The organism is Metabacillus sp. cB07 (assembly GCF_016839225.1).
Lineage (GTDB): Bacteria > Bacillota > Bacilli > Bacillales > Bacillaceae > Bacillus_P > Bacillus_P indicus.
This window is the reverse complement of the sequence record NZ_CP069296.1, coordinates 608,180-625,853: the sequence shown is the minus strand read 5'-3', so window position 1 is coordinate 625,853 and position 17,674 is coordinate 608,180. Positions and strand designations below refer to the sequence as shown.

General features: G+C 48.5%; 10 protein-coding genes, 7 tRNA genes and 3 rRNA genes. 3 read left to right on the top strand and 17 right to left on the bottom strand.

Going from position 1 to position 17,674, the window contains the following annotated elements; all coding sequences use genetic code 11:
- Nucleotides 1-2 precede the first annotated feature (2 nt).
- From JOJ89_RS03255 to JOJ89_RS03205, 11 genes are all read right to left on the bottom strand, one after another.
- Nucleotides 3-78: transfer RNA gene (locus tag JOJ89_RS03255), tRNA-Phe, on the bottom strand.
- A gap of 10 nt (nucleotides 79-88) precedes the next feature.
- Nucleotides 89-164, bottom strand: a tRNA-Asp gene (locus JOJ89_RS03250).
- 3 nt (nucleotides 165-167) lie between these two features.
- Nucleotides 168-244 (bottom strand) — tRNA-Met (locus JOJ89_RS03245).
- A gap of 82 nt (nucleotides 245-326) precedes the next feature.
- Nucleotides 327-402, bottom strand: a tRNA-Val gene (locus JOJ89_RS03240).
- Nucleotides 403-417: 15 nt separating this feature from the next.
- Nucleotides 418-492 (bottom strand) — tRNA-Glu (locus JOJ89_RS03235).
- A 9-nt stretch (nucleotides 493-501) separates the two neighbouring features.
- A tRNA-Ser gene (locus JOJ89_RS03230) sits at nucleotides 502-591 on the bottom strand.
- A 4-nt stretch (nucleotides 592-595) separates the two neighbouring features.
- Nucleotides 596-670, bottom strand: a tRNA-Asn gene (locus tag JOJ89_RS03225).
- Nucleotides 671-686: 16 nt separating this feature from the next.
- Nucleotides 687-802: ribosomal RNA gene (rrf, locus tag JOJ89_RS03220) — 5S ribosomal RNA — on the bottom strand.
- Nucleotides 803-930: 128 nt separating this feature from the next.
- Nucleotides 931-3,860 (bottom strand): 23S ribosomal RNA (locus tag JOJ89_RS03215).
- Between the two features lie 203 nt (nucleotides 3,861-4,063).
- A 16S ribosomal RNA gene (locus JOJ89_RS03210) occupies nucleotides 4,064-5,601 on the bottom strand.
- Together the 16S, 23S and 5S rRNA genes with 7 tRNA genes alongside form the textbook arrangement of a ribosomal RNA operon.
- 243 nt (nucleotides 5,602-5,844) lie before the next feature.
- Nucleotides 5,845-6,717 (bottom strand): nucleotidyltransferase-like protein, encoded by an 873-nt coding sequence (locus tag JOJ89_RS03205; protein ID WP_029286001.1) that lies wholly within the window; start codon nucleotides 6,715-6,717, stop codon nucleotides 5,845-5,847.
- A 203-nt stretch (nucleotides 6,718-6,920) separates the two neighbouring features.
- Between JOJ89_RS03205 and JOJ89_RS03200 the strand changes: the two genes are divergently transcribed.
- Entirely contained in the window at nucleotides 6,921-7,274 is a 354-nt protein-coding gene (locus JOJ89_RS03200) for a YgzB family protein (protein WP_029285999.1), read from the top strand.
- Nucleotides 7,275-7,367: 93 nt separating this feature from the next.
- Here JOJ89_RS03200 and perR read toward each other — a convergent pair whose 3' ends face one another.
- From perR to modA, 6 genes are all read right to left on the bottom strand, one after another.
- Nucleotides 7,368-7,805 (bottom strand): peroxide-responsive transcriptional repressor PerR, encoded by a 438-nt coding sequence (gene perR, locus JOJ89_RS03195; RefSeq protein ID WP_029285997.1) that lies wholly within the window; start codon nucleotides 7,803-7,805, stop codon nucleotides 7,368-7,370.
- Between the two features lie 116 nt (nucleotides 7,806-7,921).
- A complete protein-coding gene (locus tag JOJ89_RS03190) occupies nucleotides 7,922-8,875 on the bottom strand; it encodes a D-2-hydroxyacid dehydrogenase (protein ID WP_203289571.1) in 954 nt (317 codons plus the stop codon).
- A gap of 154 nt (nucleotides 8,876-9,029) precedes the next feature.
- Complete coding sequence (gene bcp / locus JOJ89_RS03185) at nucleotides 9,030-9,497, bottom strand: thioredoxin-dependent thiol peroxidase (protein WP_029285993.1); 468 nt, start codon at nucleotides 9,495-9,497, stop codon at nucleotides 9,030-9,032.
- 63 nt (nucleotides 9,498-9,560) lie between these two features.
- On the bottom strand, nucleotides 9,561-9,965 hold the full coding sequence (locus JOJ89_RS03180; protein WP_029285991.1) for an ion channel: 405 nt from the start codon (nucleotides 9,963-9,965) through the stop codon (nucleotides 9,561-9,563).
- Nucleotides 9,966-10,045: 80 nt separating this feature from the next.
- Nucleotides 10,046-10,705 carry a molybdate ABC transporter permease subunit gene (gene modB, locus JOJ89_RS03175; RefSeq protein ID WP_029285989.1) on the bottom strand — a complete coding sequence of 220 codons (660 nt, stop codon included), beginning with the start codon at nucleotides 10,703-10,705 and terminating at the stop codon, nucleotides 10,046-10,048.
- Nucleotides 10,695-11,465, bottom strand: a complete 771-nt coding sequence (modA, locus tag JOJ89_RS03170) for a molybdate ABC transporter substrate-binding protein (RefSeq protein ID WP_029285987.1) — start codon at nucleotides 11,463-11,465, stop codon at nucleotides 10,695-10,697. Before modA ends, modB begins: the two co-directional genes overlap by 11 nt.
- Nucleotides 11,466-11,581: 116 nt before the next feature.
- Between modA and JOJ89_RS03165 the strand changes: the two genes are divergently transcribed.
- Nucleotides 11,582-12,877 carry a glutamate-1-semialdehyde 2,1-aminomutase gene (locus tag JOJ89_RS03165; protein ID WP_203289570.1) on the top strand — a complete coding sequence of 432 codons (1,296 nt, stop codon included), beginning with the start codon at nucleotides 11,582-11,584 and terminating at the stop codon, nucleotides 12,875-12,877.
- 313 nt (nucleotides 12,878-13,190) lie between these two features.
- Complete coding sequence (locus JOJ89_RS03160) at nucleotides 13,191-17,663, top strand: glutamate synthase-related protein (protein ID WP_203289569.1); 4,473 nt, start codon at nucleotides 13,191-13,193, stop codon at nucleotides 17,661-17,663.
- Nucleotides 17,664-17,674 lie beyond the last annotated feature (11 nt).

Genomic DNA, 17,674 nt, shown 5'->3' with positions numbered 1-17,674 from the left:
AATGGTGGCTTGGGACGGAATCGAACCGCCGACACAAGGATTTTCAGTCCTTTGCTCTACCGACTGAGCTACCAAGCCTTTATAAAAATGGCGGTCCCGACCGGGATCGAACCGGCGATCTCCTGCGTGACAGGCAGGCATGTTAACCGCTACACCACGGGACCATTTGGTTGCGGGGACAGGATTTGAACCTGCGACCTTCGGGTTATGAGCCCGACGAGCTACCAGACTGCTCCACCCCGCGATAATAATAAGGTAATTCTTTTTCGTCCCGATAAGTTGGTGTTAAACCTGCTTGACCGTTACGCTGCTGCTTTGAATTTTCATGGTGGAGGATGACGGGCTCGAACCGCCGACCCTCTGCTTGTAAGGCAGATGCTCTCCCAGCTGAGCTAATCCTCCGCAGTGAAAATATGTTGGTGACCCGTACGGGATTCGAACCCGTGTTACCGCCGTGAAAGGGCGGTGTCTTAACCGCTTGACCAACGGGCCATAAAGTTGTGGCGGAGAGCAAGGGATTCGAACCCTTGAGACGGGTTACCGCCTACACGATTTCCAATCGTGCTCCTTCGGCCACTCGGACAGCTCTCCAAAATGGCTCCGCAGGTAGGACTCGAACCTACGACCGATCGGTTAACAGCCGATAGCTCTACCACTGAGCTACTGCGGAATAATAATTTTCACCAGCCTGGCAACGTCCTACTCTCACAGGGGGAAACCCCCAACTACCATCGGCGCTAAAGAGCTTAACTTCCGTGTTCGGCATGGGAACGGGTGTGACCTCTTTGCCATCATCACCAGACATAGTGACAAAAATTATTATACTATGAAATCCGAAGATTTCAAGCTTTTTTTTGAAAGAAGTTATTCTTTCAAAACTGAATAACGTTTGATAACAAGATTCACGTGCAATTTACGCTTAGTTAGACTGTGGTTAAGTCCTCGAACGATTAGTATCTGTCAGCTCCACACGTCACCGCGCTTCCACCTCAGACCTATCAACCTGATCATCTTTCAGGGTTCTTACTCACAAATGTGATGGGAAATCTCATCTTGAGGGGGGCTTCATGCTTAGATGCTTTCAGCACTTATCCCTTCCGCACATAGCTACCCAGCGATGCCTTTGGCAAGACAACTGGTACACCAGCGGTGCGTCCATCCCGGTCCTCTCGTACTAAGGACAGCTCCTCTCAAATTTCCTGCGCCCACGACGGATAGGGACCGAACTGTCTCACGACGTTCTGAACCCAGCTCGCGTACCGCTTTAATGGGCGAACAGCCCAACCCTTGGGACCGACTACAGCCCCAGGATGCGATGAGCCGACATCGAGGTGCCAAACCTCCCCGTCGATGTGGACTCTTGGGGGAGATAAGCCTGTTATCCCCGGGGTAGCTTTTATCCGTTGAGCGATGGCCCTTCCATGCGGAACCACCGGATCACTAAGCCCGACTTTCGTCCCTGCTCGACTTGTAGGTCTCGCAGTCAGCTCCCTTGTGCCTTTACACTCTGCGAATGATTTCCAACCATTCTGAGGGAACCTTTGGGCGCCTCCGTTACATTTTAGGAGGCGACCGCCCCAGTCAAACTGCCCGCCTGACACTGTCTCCCAGCCCGGTAAGGGCTGCGGGTTAGAATTTCAATACAGCAAGGGTAGTATCCCACCAATGCCTCCACCGAAGCTTGCGCTCCGGCTTCCAAGGCTCCTACCTATCCTGTACAAGCTGTACCAAAATTCAATATCAGGCTGCAGTAAAGCTCCACGGGGTCTTTCCGTCCTGTCGCGGGTAACCTGCATCTTCACAGGTACTATAATTTCACCGAGTCTCTCGTTGAGACAGTGCCCAGATCGTTACGCCTTTCGTGCGGGTCGGAACTTACCCGACAAGGAATTTCGCTACCTTAGGACCGTTATAGTTACGGCCGCCGTTTACTGGGGCTTCGGTTCAAAGCTTCGCTTGCGCTAACCTCTCCCCTTAACCTTCCAGCACCGGGCAGGCGTCAGCCCCTATACTTCGCCTTGCGGCTTCGCAGAGACCTGTGTTTTTGCTAAACAGTCGCCTGGGCCTATTCACTGCGGCTTTTCAGGGCTATTCACCCTAAAAAGCACCCCTTCTCCCGAAGTTACGGGGTCATTTTGCCGAGTTCCTTAACGAGAGTTCTCTCGCTCACCTTAGGATTCTCTCCTCGCCTACCTGTGTCGGTTTGCGGTACGGGCACCTCTCACCTCGCTAGAGGCTTTTCTTGGCAGTGTGGAATCAGGAACTTCGGTACTAAATTTCCCTCGCCATCACAGCTCAGCCTTATATGGGAAGCGGATTTGCCTACTTCCCGGCCTAACTGCTTGGACGCGCATATCCAACAGCGCGCTTGCCCTATCCTCCTGCGTCCCCCCATTGCTCAAATGGTGAGGAGGTGGTACAGGAATATCAACCTGTTGTCCATCGCCTACGCCTTTCGGCCTCGGCTTAGGTCCCGACTAACCCTGAGCGGACGAGCCTTCCTCAGGAAACCTTAGGCATTCGGTGGAGGGGATTCTCACCCCTCTTTCGCTACTCATACCGGCATTCTCACTTCTAAGCGCTCCACCAGTCCTTCCGGTCTGGCTTCGACGCCCTTAGAACGCTCTCCTACCACTGTTCGTAAGAACAGTCCGCAGCTTCGGTGATACGTTTAGCCCCGGTACATTTTCGGCGCAGAGTCACTCGACCAGTGAGCTATTACGCACTCTTTAAATGGTGGCTGCTTCTAAGCCAACATCCTGGTTGTCTAAGCAACTCCACATCCTTTTCCACTTAACGTATACTTTGGGACCTTAGCTGGCGGTCTGGGCTGTTTCCCTCTTGACTACGGATCTTATCACTCGCAGTCTGACTCCCGAGGAGCAAGTCTTTGGCATTCGGAGTTTGACTGAATTCGGTAACCCGATGAGGGCCCCTAGTCCAATCAGTGCTCTACCTCCAAGACTCTCATACTCGAGGCTAGCCCTAAAGCTATTTCGGAGAGAACCAGCTATCTCCAAGTTCGATTGGAATTTCTCCGCTACCCACACCTCATCCCCGCACTTTTCAACGTGCGTGGGTTCGGGCCTCCATTCAGTGTTACCTGAACTTCACCCTGGACATGGGTAGATCACCTGGTTTCGGGTCTACGACCACGTACTAATTCGCCCTATTCAGACTCGCTTTCGCTGCGGCTCCGTCTCATCAACTTAACCTTGCACGGGATCGTAACTCGCCGGTTCATTCTACAAAAGGCACGCCATCACCCGTTAACGGGCTCTGACTACTTGTAAGCACACGGTTTCAGGATCTTTTCACTCCCCTTCCGGGGTGCTTTTCACCTTTCCCTCACGGTACTGGTTCACTATCGGTCACTAGGTAGTATTTAGCCTTGGGAGATGGTCCTCCCGGATTCCGACGGGATTTCACGTGTCCCGCCGTACTCAGGATCCACTCTGGAGGGAACGAAGTTTCGACTACAGGGTTTTTACCTTCTATGACAGGCCTTTCCAGGCCGCTTCATCTACCCCGTTCCTTTGTAACTCCGTATAGAGTGTCCTACAACCCCAAGAGGCAAGCCTCTTGGTTTGGGCTGATTCCGTTTCGCTCGCCGCTACTTGGGAAATCGCATTTGCTTTCTCTTCCTCCGGGTACTTAGATGTTTCAGTTCCCCGGGTCTGCCTTCAGTACCCTATGTATTCAGGTAAAGATACTGTTCCATTACGAACAGTGGGTTTCCCCATTCGGAAATCTCTGGATCAAAGCTTACTTACAGCTCCCCAAAGCATATCGGTGTTAGTCCCGTCCTTCATCGGCTCCTAGTGCCAAGGCATCCACCGTGCGCCCTTCATAACTTAACCAAAATTGGTCAATCGTTTGTTTAGACTGTAAAGTCTAAGAAAATCACTATGGTAAGCGTAAATCTCAGTGAATTACTTGTTATCAATTACGTTATCCAGTTTTCAAAGAACAACCGGCAGATCAGAAATGACCGCCTTCTTTCATATAGAGAGAATGATCTCTCAAAACTAAACAAAAACCAAAAGCGATCCTCTATCCTTAGAAAGGAGGTGATCCAGCCGCACCTTCCGATACGGCTACCTTGTTACGACTTCACCCCAATCATCTACCCCACCTTAGGCGGCTGGCTCCTTGCGGTTACCCCACCGACTTCGGGTGTTGCAAACTCTCGTGGTGTGACGGGCGGTGTGTACAAGGCCCGGGAACGTATTCACCGCGGCATGCTGATCCGCGATTACTAGCGATTCCAGCTTCATGCAGGCGAGTTGCAGCCTGCAATCCGAACTGAGAATGGTTTTATGGGATTGGCTAAACCTCGCGGTCTCGCAGCCCTTTGTACCATCCATTGTAGCACGTGTGTAGCCCAGGTCATAAGGGGCATGATGATTTGACGTCATCCCCACCTTCCTCCGGTTTGTCACCGGCAGTCACCTTAGAGTGCCCAACTGAATGCTGGCAACTAAGATCAAGGGTTGCGCTCGTTGCGGGACTTAACCCAACATCTCACGACACGAGCTGACGACAACCATGCACCACCTGTCACTTTGTCCCCCGAAGGGGAACCTTCTATCTCTAGAAGTGGCAAAGGATGTCAAGACCTGGTAAGGTTCTTCGCGTTGCTTCGAATTAAACCACATGCTCCACCGCTTGTGCGGGCCCCCGTCAATTCCTTTGAGTTTCAGTCTTGCGACCGTACTCCCCAGGCGGAGTGCTTAATGCGTTAGCTGCAGCACTAAAGGGCGGAAACCCTCTAACACTTAGCACTCATCGTTTACGGCGTGGACTACCAGGGTATCTAATCCTGTTCGCTCCCCACGCTTTCGCGCCTCAGCGTCAGTTACAGACCAGAGAGTCGCCTTCGCCACTGGTGTTCCTCCACATCTCTACGCATTTCACCGCTACACGTGGAATTCCACTCTCCTCTTCTGCACTCAAGTTTCCCAGTTTCCAATGACCCTCCCCGGTTGAGCCGGGGGCTTTCACATCAGACTTAAGAAACCGCCTGCGCGCGCTTTACGCCCAATAATTCCGGACAACGCTTGCCACCTACGTATTACCGCGGCTGCTGGCACGTAGTTAGCCGTGGCTTTCTGGTCAGGTACCGTCAAGGTGCCGGCAGTTACTCCGGCACTTGTTCTTCCCTGACAACAGAGTTTTACGATCCGAAAACCTTCATCACTCACGCGGCGTTGCTCCGTCAGACTTTCGTCCATTGCGGAAGATTCCCTACTGCTGCCTCCCGTAGGAGTCTGGGCCGTGTCTCAGTCCCAGTGTGGCCGATCACCCTCTCAGGTCGGCTACGCATCGTCGCCTTGGTGAGCCATTACCTCACCAACTAGCTAATGCGCCGCGGGCCCATCTGTAAGTGACAGCCGAAACCGTCTTTGAATGTCAAACCATGCGGTTTGACATAGTATCCGGTATTAGCTCCGGTTTCCCGGAGTTATCCCAGTCTTACAGGCAGGTTGCCCACGTGTTACTCACCCGTCCGCCGCTGACCTCCGAAGAGGTCCGCTCGACTTGCATGTATTAGGCACGCCGCCAGCGTTCGTCCTGAGCCAGGATCAAACTCTCCGAAGAAAATTTGTGACTCATAAATGTTGCTGACTTAAAAATTTAAAACGTTTGGTACGCTTTTGGTTTTGTTTAGTTTTCAAAGATCATTTTCGCTCTTGAAGCGACCTTCTTAATATATCATTTCGTTAACTCAGTGTCAACAACTTTTTTAAGAAGTTTTTTTATGAGAAGTCGCTGTCTGCGCCGTCAAAAGTGAACTTGCTTCAGCAGCGACGCTTATTAATATATCACCGTAAAATATCAAAGTCAATACTTTTTTGTAACAGAATATCCGCGATGGAAAATTCTTTGTCCCTTCGTTTCAATCTTCACGACTTCAACGAATTCTTTATCAACAAGAAACTCAAGTAAAACACTTAAATCAACTGAATAATAGCGCGCTTCCGGATGCTCCATCAGATCGGCATACAGCCATACTTCTTTCTCTGAAAGAATGCCAAGAAGATGCCCCGCTCCGATTTCCGACTTGGAATGGATAAGAAAATCACTCGCCAAAAACAGCAGCTCAAGTCTTTTTTCTAGAGATTCTTCACTTTCGACCAGTTCTTTGTAGAGCTTGTACACCTGCGGCTCCATTTGGCGCACCTGGTTCCATACCGTTACTTCGGGATAAAATCCGCGGTCGATGACTTCAAGTCTTGCCAGATGATGAAGAGCATGGACGATATGATTGTAGGCATCAAGAAATTGTCTTGATTCAAAGAAGACCTTTCCTTCCAGATACCTTCTGATCAGCTTGCCGTATTCAAGGCCGATTTTCAGCCTGCGCTCTGAGAACGGAAATACTTTCAGGCGGTCTACAAGCTCGCCTAAATACTCATTGCGGTCAAATAATACTTTTCCGTTCAGGATCCAGTCGACCATTCTCCGGTTTGTTCCAAGCAGGATCCACTCCTGCACCTGCTGATCTGAAACAATCGTAAGAGAAGCCTTTTGTCCGTCAAATTCATAGTGTTTAATAAAAACAGGCTGCTTCGCCTCTTTCACGATGACAAGCAGCGCGACATCCAAATTATCAGTAAGCGGTGATGTCTGGTTTCTTTTTTCAATCATGACGATTGCAAGCGTATCCGGATGGCTCGCTCTTTCTTGATAAATAGGACGGAGAAGATTTTCCATTGGTATTCCCCCATTATATTTATGACTATATATCACAATTCTACAAAGGCGAAAAAACTCCTTTTGCATTCAGCACTTCAAAATTATAAGGGAAGGAAGAAAGAGAATCTATCGTTTTCTGATATTTTCTCGTCAAAAGCTTCAGGTAAGTTGTCCGAAATCCCTTACATTTGTGCTATATTGGTAATTAGGAGGTCGGAATAATGGCACTGAAATATTCAAGCAAGATCAACAAAATCCGCACGTTCGCGCTCAGTCTCATCTTTATTGGCTTTTTCATTATGTATATCGGCATCTTCTTTAGAACATCTCCGATTATCATGACCATCTTCATGATGCTCGGATTATTATCAATAGTAGGAAGCACGGTTGTTTATTTCTGGATCGGCATGCTTTCCACTAAAGCCGTCCAGGTCACTTGCCCGTCCTGCGGGAAGACCACGAAGATTCTCGGAAGGGTGGACATGTGCATGTACTGCAATGAACCGCTGACGCTTGATCCGAACTTGGAAGGCAAAGACTTTGACGAAAAATACAACCGGAAGACAGTGGAATAAAAAGATTTACACACAAAAGCGGAGAGCGACAGCCCTCCGCTTTTATTCGTATAGAAAGAAAAAACTGAATGCCGCTTGCAGCATTCAGTACGATTAATGAGTCTCTCTCTTTTCGCAAGTTCCGCACACGCCGTATATTTCCATACGGTGGTGGCTTACTTTAAAGCCTGTCACGTGAGAAGCAAGGTGTTCTACCTCGTCCAGTCCCGGATAATGAAAATCTACGATCTTGCCGCATTTTTCGCAGATCACGTGGTAGTGCTCTGTTGTTACGAAATCAAATCTGCTTGAGGCATCTCCGTAGGTAAGCTCCTTCACAAGGCCAACTTCTCTGAAGACACGAAGGTTGTTGTAGACAGTCGCAACGCTCATGTTCGGAAATTTGCTTTCGAGGGATTTATAAATATCATCTGCCGTAGGGTGAGTCATTGATTGGATAAGATATTCTAAAATGGCATGCCGCTGGGGTGTGATTCTTACTCCAGTCTGCTTCAGCGTGTCAAGGGCTTCTTTTAACTGATGTTCTGACATCCGCTATGCACCTCTTTTCTGAAAAACATTCTTACTTTATAATATTTATAATTAGTGTACAGTGTGCCTGGGACTTTTGTCAATCAGATGCCCCGGGAATTCCTTTAAAAGATGGCTCAGTATTCCTTCTCTAAATCGACCGGGTTTTCAAAAGCTGACGGGTCCCTGTCCAGGTATCGCCTTAAGTTCCGCTTGAAAATCTCCATTGCCCTTGGCAGGTAGTTCTTCGTAATTCCAGATAAATGAGGGGTTACCGTTACCTTCTCCATTTCCCAGAAAGGATGATCTTCTCTAAGAGGCTCTTCTTCAAATACATCCAGCACAGCATGCTTCAGGGAACCTTCATTAAGGGCTGTGATCAAATCCGTTTCCACAACGGCATCCCCGCGCCCGATGTTGATAAAAACCGCTTCCTTCTTCATCTGCCTGAAAGCTTCCAGGTTCAGGATATGCCTTGTCTCTCCTGTGCTCGGAAGGACCGATACCGCAAAATCCGCTTCCTGAAGACCACGGTGCATCTCCTCAAACGTCAGAATCTCGTCAAAAAATTCAACAGACTTGCCGGAGCGGTTCATTCCGACTGCCGTCATGCCAAAAGCCTTAGCAAGCCTCGCTATTTCCGTGCCGATCGCTCCCGCTCCCAGAACAAAAAGGGTCTTTCCGTGAATTTCATTCATCACGACTCTCCGGTCCCACTTTCGTCTCTGCTGATTTTCAGAGAGTTTGGCGGCGTCTCTTGAGATTTGCAGCATCATTGATAGTGTATATTCAGCCATCGGGATCTTATGTACACCTTTAGCATTTGTTACAAGAATTTTTTTATCACGCAATGCTTCAAACGGCATTCTGTCCATTCCGGCAGATGCGACCATGATCCATTTCAGGGACGACGCCTCTTCAATGATTTCAGCCGTTAAATCTTCCCCGTAGGTTAAAATCACTTCCGCATTGTGCAGTTCATCTTCAGCTTCTTCTATTTTATTGTCAAAGCTGAACTGCGCTTCAGGAAATACGTTTAATAGGTCTTTTTTCATATGTAGTGGCAATTTTACTGTAGAAAATACGTTCACTGTTTCTCCCCCTTTTTTTGTTAGTTTACCAAAAATAAAAAGCGTGCAGGAATCTGAATTCCTGCACGTACAATGCGCTAACGAATGAGGAGGTTATGCCTTCCATACAGCATACTCACGGATGAATGGTTCTGTCTGGACGTTTGCCTCATGTTCACATATTTTCTTTTATATACTGCAGCGCTTCTTCTACATGTCCCTTCACTTTCACTTTTCTCCATTCTTTGGCGATTTCGCCGTCTTTGTTGATGATGAAAGTGGAGCGCTCGATTCCCATGTATTCTTTGCCGAAGTTCTTCTTAAGCTTCCACACTCCGAATTTTTCTGCTGCCTCATGTTCTTCATCCACAAGAAGGAGAAACGGTAGATCGTATTTCTCTTTGAATTTTTCATGACGGCTCTGAGGATCCGTGCTTACACCAAGTATGACGGCATCCACTTCTTCAAAGCTTTTGTGCTGGTCTCTGAAATCGCAGGCCTGAGTCGTGCAGCCAGGCGTCATGTCTTTTGGATAAAAATAAAGGACTACGTTTTTCCCTCTAAAGTCAGACAGCTTCACTTTTTGCCCGTTATCTGCTGTCAGTTCAAAATCAGGAGCCATTTGGCCGGCTTCGATTGTCATCTTATCATCCTCCGCTAAAATAGGTTTACTTAAAGACTACCCAATTCAGCGGCAGGATACAACTTATGACACTTTATCCATGCCCCAAACGGTTCTTGCCACAAACACCGCCGGAAGCACATAACCGATCAGCGCCTCAAGCACGGCGAGCAGGCGGCCGAACCCGATGGGCACAACATCCCCGTATCCGAGGGAAAACAGGGTCACCGCACTGAAATATAAGCATGTATGCAGCCGTTCAAGATACGTTCCTTCCAAAATAACACCGTTATCCACCAGCACCTCAAAACCGCTTGCGTCAAGGATCAGGTACATCATGCTAAAACCGATCAAAATCGAAAGATAAAGAAAGATCACGATCAGCAGTGTATCAATGGAGAGAAAGTTTTTTCTCGAAAACGTCCGGATGAAAATGTTGAAGCTCATCAGCAGGCACAGCGTTACAGCTACCGCAAAAAGCCCTCCCATGTATGCAGCACCCCATGTCCAAAACAGGTAATGATACAATATATACAGGAAGGCTTTGTTTATTCGGCCTGTCTGAAAAATTACGGCCTCTTCAGCATCTGCACGAAGAATAACAGGGTGAAAGACAAGAGGACCAGCACACCCGTTAAAAGCCAGGCAAGGTTCATATCACCTGAATCCATCGCGACATAAATGGCCGTTGCCGCCGTCTGGGTCTGACCCGGTATATTTCCCGCAAACATCAGACTCGCCCCAAATTCCCCCAGGGCTCTTGTAAAAGAAAGGACCACTCCGGTTATAAGAGACGGAACAGCAAGAGGCAGGGTAATGTGCATAAACGTCTGCATCCCTCCTGCCCCGTCCACCTTGGATGCATCCTCGATCTCCCTGTCCACCATCTGAAAACCGAGCTTTGCCGCCTGATACATAAGGGGAAAAGAGACCACTCCTGCAGCGATGACAGCAGCCCACACTGTAAAAATAAGCGGGGATCCCGTGACCCCTTCAATTAGCCTGCCTGCCGGACTGTTCACACCGAATGCGACAATCAGCAAAAAGCCGACAACGGTAGGCGGAAGGACAAGAGGGAGCATCAGGATGGTTTCAAGGAGCGTCTTCCCCTTGAACGAGGCTCTCGCCATCAGTCTCCCAGCGAGTATCCCGGATGCAGCCACAAAGATCGTTGAAATCACCGCAACCTGGACAGACAGCAGGACCGGTCCGCTTGCATCAGTCCACATGTTCGTCACCTGCAGGCAAAACCGCAAATCCGTACTTTTTAAATACCTGCTTTGCCCTGTCTGTTTTTAAGTATTCATAAAAAGCTTCTGCTTCTTTTTGGTGCCTCGTTCTCTCCAGAACACCTGCCGGATAGACAATGTCGCCATAGGATTCAGGATCGATGCTTTCCTGCTTCACTTTTTGGGACTGCATGGCATCTGTCCTGTAGACAATTCCCGCATCGACGTTACCTGTCTCTACATATGAAAGAACCTGCCTGACATCCTTAGCAAAGACGGTTTTTGCTTCCACCATGTCCCATATCCCGTGATATTCAAGGGCTTCTTTTGCATACGCTCCCGCCGGTACGGTTTCAGGAATGCCGATTGATATTTTTCCTGCCTCGGGCAAATCCTTCATTTCCATGTCCTCCTTGGCTGTAACCATAACAAGTTCATTTCCCAGATAGTCCATTTGCAGGGAAGGGCTTATGTATCCTTTTTTGCTCAGCTCTGTGAAAAATGGTTTAGATGCAGATATCAGCAGGTCTGCGGGAGCACCCTGTTCGATCTGTTTCTGAAGGGAACCGGTTGAGCCGAAGTTCATTTGTACTTCAATAGAAGGATTTTCCTTTTCAAACTGTTCTATTACCTCCTGCAGGGATTCCTTCAGGCTCGCTGCAGCCGAAATCAGCAGCACGGTTTTCTTTTCGGGGGGTGCCTGTCCCCCGCAGGCAGCAAGAACAAGGCATAATAAAATCAAGAGATAGTTTTTGCGCACAGGTGCCCATCCTTTTCATAGGTTCATTATTTCTATTATACTAGTGTCATCTGACGTTTTTCATCTTATTTAAACGTGCTAGAATAGACAGCAGACTTATTTTTCAGGAGGATTCTATGAATTTCACAAAATCTGAACAGCTTCATTCAGAAGCATTAGAACATATTGTCGGCGGGGTGAACAGCCCTTCCCGTTCCTATAAAGCGGTTGGCGGAGGATCGCCGGTTGTAATGGAGAGAGCGAACGGAGCTTATTTCTGGGATGTGGACGGCAACAAATACATTGATTATCTTGCTGCGTACGGGCCGATCATCACAGGACATGCCCATCCTCATATTACAAAAGCGATTCAAAAAGCGGCAGAGGACGGCGTCCTTTACGGAACTCCGACTCCGCATGAAGTGAAATTTGCAAAAATGCTGAAAGAAGCCATGCCGGGCATGGACAAGGTCCGATTTGTCAACTCAGGTACAGAAGCGGTCATGACGACCATCCGTGTAGCCCGTGCTTATACAGGACGCGACAAAATCATCAAATTCGCAGGCTGCTATCACGGACATTCCGATCTTGTGCTTGTTGCAGCAGGATCCGGTCCTTCCACTCTCGGCACCCCCGATTCAGCAGGCGTGCCGAAAAGCATTGCAAATGAAGTCATCACAGTACCATTTAATGATATCGAAGCTTTTAAAGAAGCGTTAGATAAATGGGGAGATCAAATCGCCGCTGTGCTTGTTGAGCCGATCGTCGGCAACTTCGGGATCGTTGAGCCGCTTCCGGGATTCCTTCAAGCAGTGAACGACCTGACACACGATGCAGGAGCACTAGTCATCTATGATGAAGTCATTACAGCTTTCCGCTTCATGTACGGCGGAGCGCAGGATCTGCTCGGCATCACCCCTGACCTCACTGCCCTCGGCAAAATTATCGGCGGAGGTCTTCCAATCGGTGCATACGGAGGCAAAAAAGAGATTATGGACCAGGTTGCCCCGCTCGGACCTGCTTACCAGGCGGGAACCATGGCCGGAAACCCGGCGTCCATTCTGTCCGGCATTGCCTGTCTTGAAGTTCTGAAGGAAGAAGGAGTCTATGAAAAGCTGGACAAACTTGGCCAGATGCTTGAAGAAGGCATCGGGAAGCATGCAGAAACCCACGGTATCCCGATTACGATGAACCGCTTAAAAGGAGCCCTTACCATCTACTTTACGACTGAGAAAGTAGTGAACTATGATCAGGCTGAAAAGACGGACGGTGAAATGTTCGCCAGGTTCTTCAAGCTGATGCTTCATGAAGGCATCAACCTTGCCCCGTCCAAATATGAAGCGTGGTTCCTCACTACAGCTCACACGGAAGAAGACATCGCACAGACACTTGCAGCGGTGGAGCGGTCATTCAGACAATTAAAGACTGTATAAATATACAATTTATTCAAACAGGGATTTTATTCCCTGTTTTTTTCTTTTTTTGAACTTGTTTGAAAACGTTTACAAATAAGCCGTTAAGCGTTTTGTATGAATATTTAAATTTTTCTGGCATGTATGCCTTCTCCAAAAAAATGTATAAATAATTGAATTTTCATAATCTAAATGATATGATAAGTATTACATTTCTGAAAATTTTGTTATTAAATCTCACAAAGAAATCTATGTTTTTACATGATAGATTCATATTTTACCCGGGAGGTGAAGGCTATAAGCGGGAAACGAATTCCCCTTTCAAGCCGCTTTTATGAGAGAAAACTGGAGCCCAAGTAAGTTTAAGGACTTTCACAACGCAGAGCATGACGCTTGCGGCATTGTGTCCATCATTGAGAAACGTAAAGTCCCGACAAAAGAAAATATCGACCTCTGTATTGATGCCCTCGTGACGATGAACCATCGTGCAGGTTTCATCAATGGCGAAGGTGACGGAGTCGGCATCCACATCGACATTCCAAGAGCTCTTTGGAAGGAAAAGCTTGAGAATGCAGGCCTTGACCCGGCGCTAGCCGAACGCGGAGATTTCATCGTCGGACACCTGTTCCTGTCCAAAAACGAAAACCCGGATACACTAAAAAAAGAAATCAGGCAGCTTCTTTCTGATAAAAACTTCGAACTTCTATTTGAATCTGACAAAGTAACAACTTCATCTGCACTTGGACCCATCGCTTTACAAGAAGAACCTCTCTTTTGGCAATTTGCCGTGATTCCTGCTGGAAACCCTGATTCCCTTAATAAGGATCTCTTTGAACTAACCATTCAAATCGAGAAAAATCATCATGTGCATGTGGCATCGCTCAGCCAGCATGCAGCCGTCTACAAAGTAATGGGAGCAGGAGATGTTCTTCCGAAGTTCTATCATGACCTTGCAAACCCGCTTGCAGCATCAACGATGACTCTTGGCCATAACAGGTATTCTACGAATACGCTTTCTACTTTTTTTCGCGTGCAGCCATTCAGCCTGCTAGGCCACAACGGAGAAATCAATACGATTGCCAAGCTTCGCGATGAAGCAAGAATCATGGATGTCCCGCTTACAGACGGAGGCAGTGATTCCCAGGATCTGAACAGAACGATTGAAACGCTTGTTGCAAGAGAAGGATACAGCCTCTTTGAAGCACTAGACGTTCTGTTCCCTCCTATTATAAATGAAATCAAAGCTTATCCTGATCACCTGAAGGATTTGTACACGTATATCCGTGAGGCGTGGGGACACTTTGCACAGGGACCTGCGGGCATTATTTCAAGATTTGCCGATGAAGCTGTCTTCAGTGTGGATGCACTCGGCCTCAGACCGCTTTGGAAAGTTGAATCTGTTTCTTCCTATATTTTTGCATCAGAGCCGGGAATCATTCCGAACTCCCTTTATGCGGGCGAACCAAAGCCGCTTGGACCAGGAGAAAAACTTGGCCTTAAGTGGAAAGAAGATGAGATGGAACTGTTTGAATATCCATCCCTTCAGGAAGAAGTCTACAAGCGTTTCTCAAGCAGACTTGATGTAGACGGCTACAGAGAACGGCTTCTGCACCCTGTCAGCAAAGGTAAATGCTCTGCTTCGCCTATTTTCAAAGTCCACAACGGACATTATGCAGCATTCGGCTGGGACCGCGAGCACATCCAGCTGCTTGAGCAGATGGCTGAAAAAGGCGCTGAGCCAATCCGCTCGCTTGGTCACGACGGACCGCTTGCAGCCATCCATCCTGACCGGAAAAACATCGCAGACTTCATTAAAGAAAGTGTTGCGGTTGTTACAAACCCTGCGATTGACCGTGACCGTGAGTCCGAGCACTTTTCCATCCGCTCGGTTGTCGGCAAACGTCCTTCTTTGACAGAGCAGCATGACAAAACGGCGATGATTGAACTGCCGTCACCGCTTCTGCTTGAAGGCAAACTCGGCATTATGGCTTCTGAGCAGATTGAACAGCTGCCATATGAAGAAGTCATTGACTATTTTTCAAAAGAAAAGCAGCTTCACGTCCTTTCAGCGGTTTACACAGAAGAGGAAACTCTTAAAGACGCTCTTAACCGCCTGAAGCTTGAAGCCATTCATGCCGTAAATGACGGCGCTGTCCTGCTTGTCCTTGATGACAGAGAAGCACATCAGAACGGCAAGCTCTGGATTGATCCGCATTTAGTGACGTCCGTAATTGATCAGGCCCTTGTAAAAGAAAGCCTGCGCAGAAACTGTTCGATCCTTCTTCGCACAGGTGCGGTAAGATCTTTGCACGATATAATGGTGGCTTACGGCCTCGGTGCGAACCTGATCAGCCCGTATATTCTGTTTGCGACAGTTGCTGAAGAAGACTCAGCGAAGCCTGCGGTCAACTTGTATGAGTCATTAAATAAAGGCCTTGAAAAGGTCATTTCAACCATCGGAATTCATGAGCTGCGCGGATACGGCAGACTCTTCTCTTCCATCGGCTTGAATGAAGAAATTGAAAAAGAACTGAATATCGTTAACTTCCTTGGCTCTCCTTCTTTGAAATTCAACTTTGAAAGCATGAAGGCAGATGCTGTAGAACGAAGCAGTGATTTTGAAAATGAAAAAGCACGTCCGAGCAAAACGTTCCACATCTTCCCGCGTATCTGGAAAGCAATCGGCGATGTCGCGAAATCAGGAGATTACGAAGGCTACCGCGAAAAGCTGACAGAACAGGAAGAAAGCAATCCGATTACAATCCGCCATCTGACAGATCTGAAAAAAGGAAAGTCATCTGTCCCTAAAGATAAAGTCAATATTGGCGTCGGCGATCACAGTCTTCCCTTTGTCATCGCGTCCATGTCATTCGGTTCGCAAAACGAAGTCGCGTTCCGCGCATATGCAGAAGCGGCAGAGCAGCTGAACATGGTGAGTTTAAACGGTGAAGGCGGCGAGATCAAAGATATGCTGGGCAAATATCCGCGTACGCGCGGTCAGCAGATTGCGTCCGGACGCTTTGGCGTAAACGCCGAGCTTCTGAACTCTTCCAACCTGCTTGAAATCAAGATTGGTCAGGGGGCAAAGCCTGGTGAAGGCGGACATCTTCCAGGTTCAAAAGTAACAGCAAAAATCGCTGAATCACGTAATGCTACAATCGGTTCTGACCTTATTTCTCCGTCAAACAACCATGACATTTATTCGATCGAAGATTTGGCGCAGATGATTTCAGAGCTGAAAACAGCCAACGATCAGGCTAAGGTTTCTGTAAAGGTTCCTGTTGTTCCAAACATCGGAACAATCGCAGTGGGAATCGCAAAAGCCGGCGCTGACATCATTACACTCAGCGGTTTTGACGGCGGAACAGGTGCAGCGCGTATTCATGCCCTTCAGCACGTCGGTCTTCCTGTTGAAATTGGGGTAAAGGCGGCGCACAACGCCCTGCTTGAAGCCGGTCTTCGCGAAAAAGTGGAGCTTTGGGCAGACGGCGGCATCAAGAGTGCGATGGACGTCATGAAGGTCATGCTGCTTGGCGCCAACCGCGTCGGCTTCGGCACCCTTTCAATGATTGCCATCGGCTGTACAACATGCCGCGGCTGTCATCTGGATACTTGCCATGTTGGAATTGCGACACAGATTGAATCTGAAGCACAGGCGAAAGAGCACGGTCTCCGCCGATTTGTTCCAAGAAAGTACGACCCGTCTGTAGAAGGGCTTGTGAACCTGTTCAGCGCGTTCGGTTCAGAGCTCCAGACATTGACTGCTTCCCTTGGCTTTACAAATCTTCAGGACCTTGTCGGACGCTCTGATCTTCTTGAACAGACTCGAGGCAAGGATGAAATGGACCTGTCCCTTCTTCTTGAGACGCTTGAAATCCAGAACCTCTCACATAAAGAAGTGGCAGCAAGCCTTGAAAGCAAGCGTCTTGCCGTTGCGGCAGGAGCAGAGTACCTTGACTATGACGAAAGCGAACTTCACAGTTCAAGAGAATTCTCAAGCGTTACATCCGAGCAGCGCATTCTCGGTAGCCGCGTTTCCTGCCACAGAGTCCGCGGACGTCTTGACGGTTCATACCGCAAACTTGATGACATTGAGCTGCACTACAAAGAAGGTTCTATTCCGGGCAACGGACTTGGCGCCTACAACTCAAGCGGCATCAATATCCGCGTAGAAGGCGGCGCCCAGGACGGCACGGGTAAAACGTCCTTTGGCGGCACGATCCAGGTCTTCAAATCAAAAGGAGCAGACGGAAACTATTACAACGGTTCTGTCGGAAAAGGCTTCGGTTACGGTGCACAAAGCGGCCTCCTTCTCGTTCAGGGGAATGCAGATGCACGTGCAGGCATCCGCTTATCAGGTGCCGACATGATCATCGGGGGTAAAATCACAAAGCCAATTCCTGCTGAGGAAAAGGGCAATATCGGGGTAAATGCCAACATAAAAGGATTTGCATTTGAGTATATGACGAACGGACGCGGACTTGTCCTCGGCGATCCTGGTCCATGGATCTGTGCAGGCATGACCGGCGGCGTCGTGTACGTCAGACACCAGCCTGAGCTCGGCTTAACAAAACAGGCGCTCGAGCGCCGTGTTGCCAAAGGCGCCAAAATCGAGATTTCATCTCTGAATGCCAAAGGCAAATCAGACGTAACAGAGCTTCTGACAACTTATATCGAATCACTTGAAAAACACGGACAGCACGATGAAGCAAATGAACTGAAGCAGCTGCTGAACGCAGTCGGAGATCACTTCATTCAGCTTGTTCCAGTTAAAGAACAGGCAGATCCATCTGTTTCGACTGAGTGATTGCGGCACAT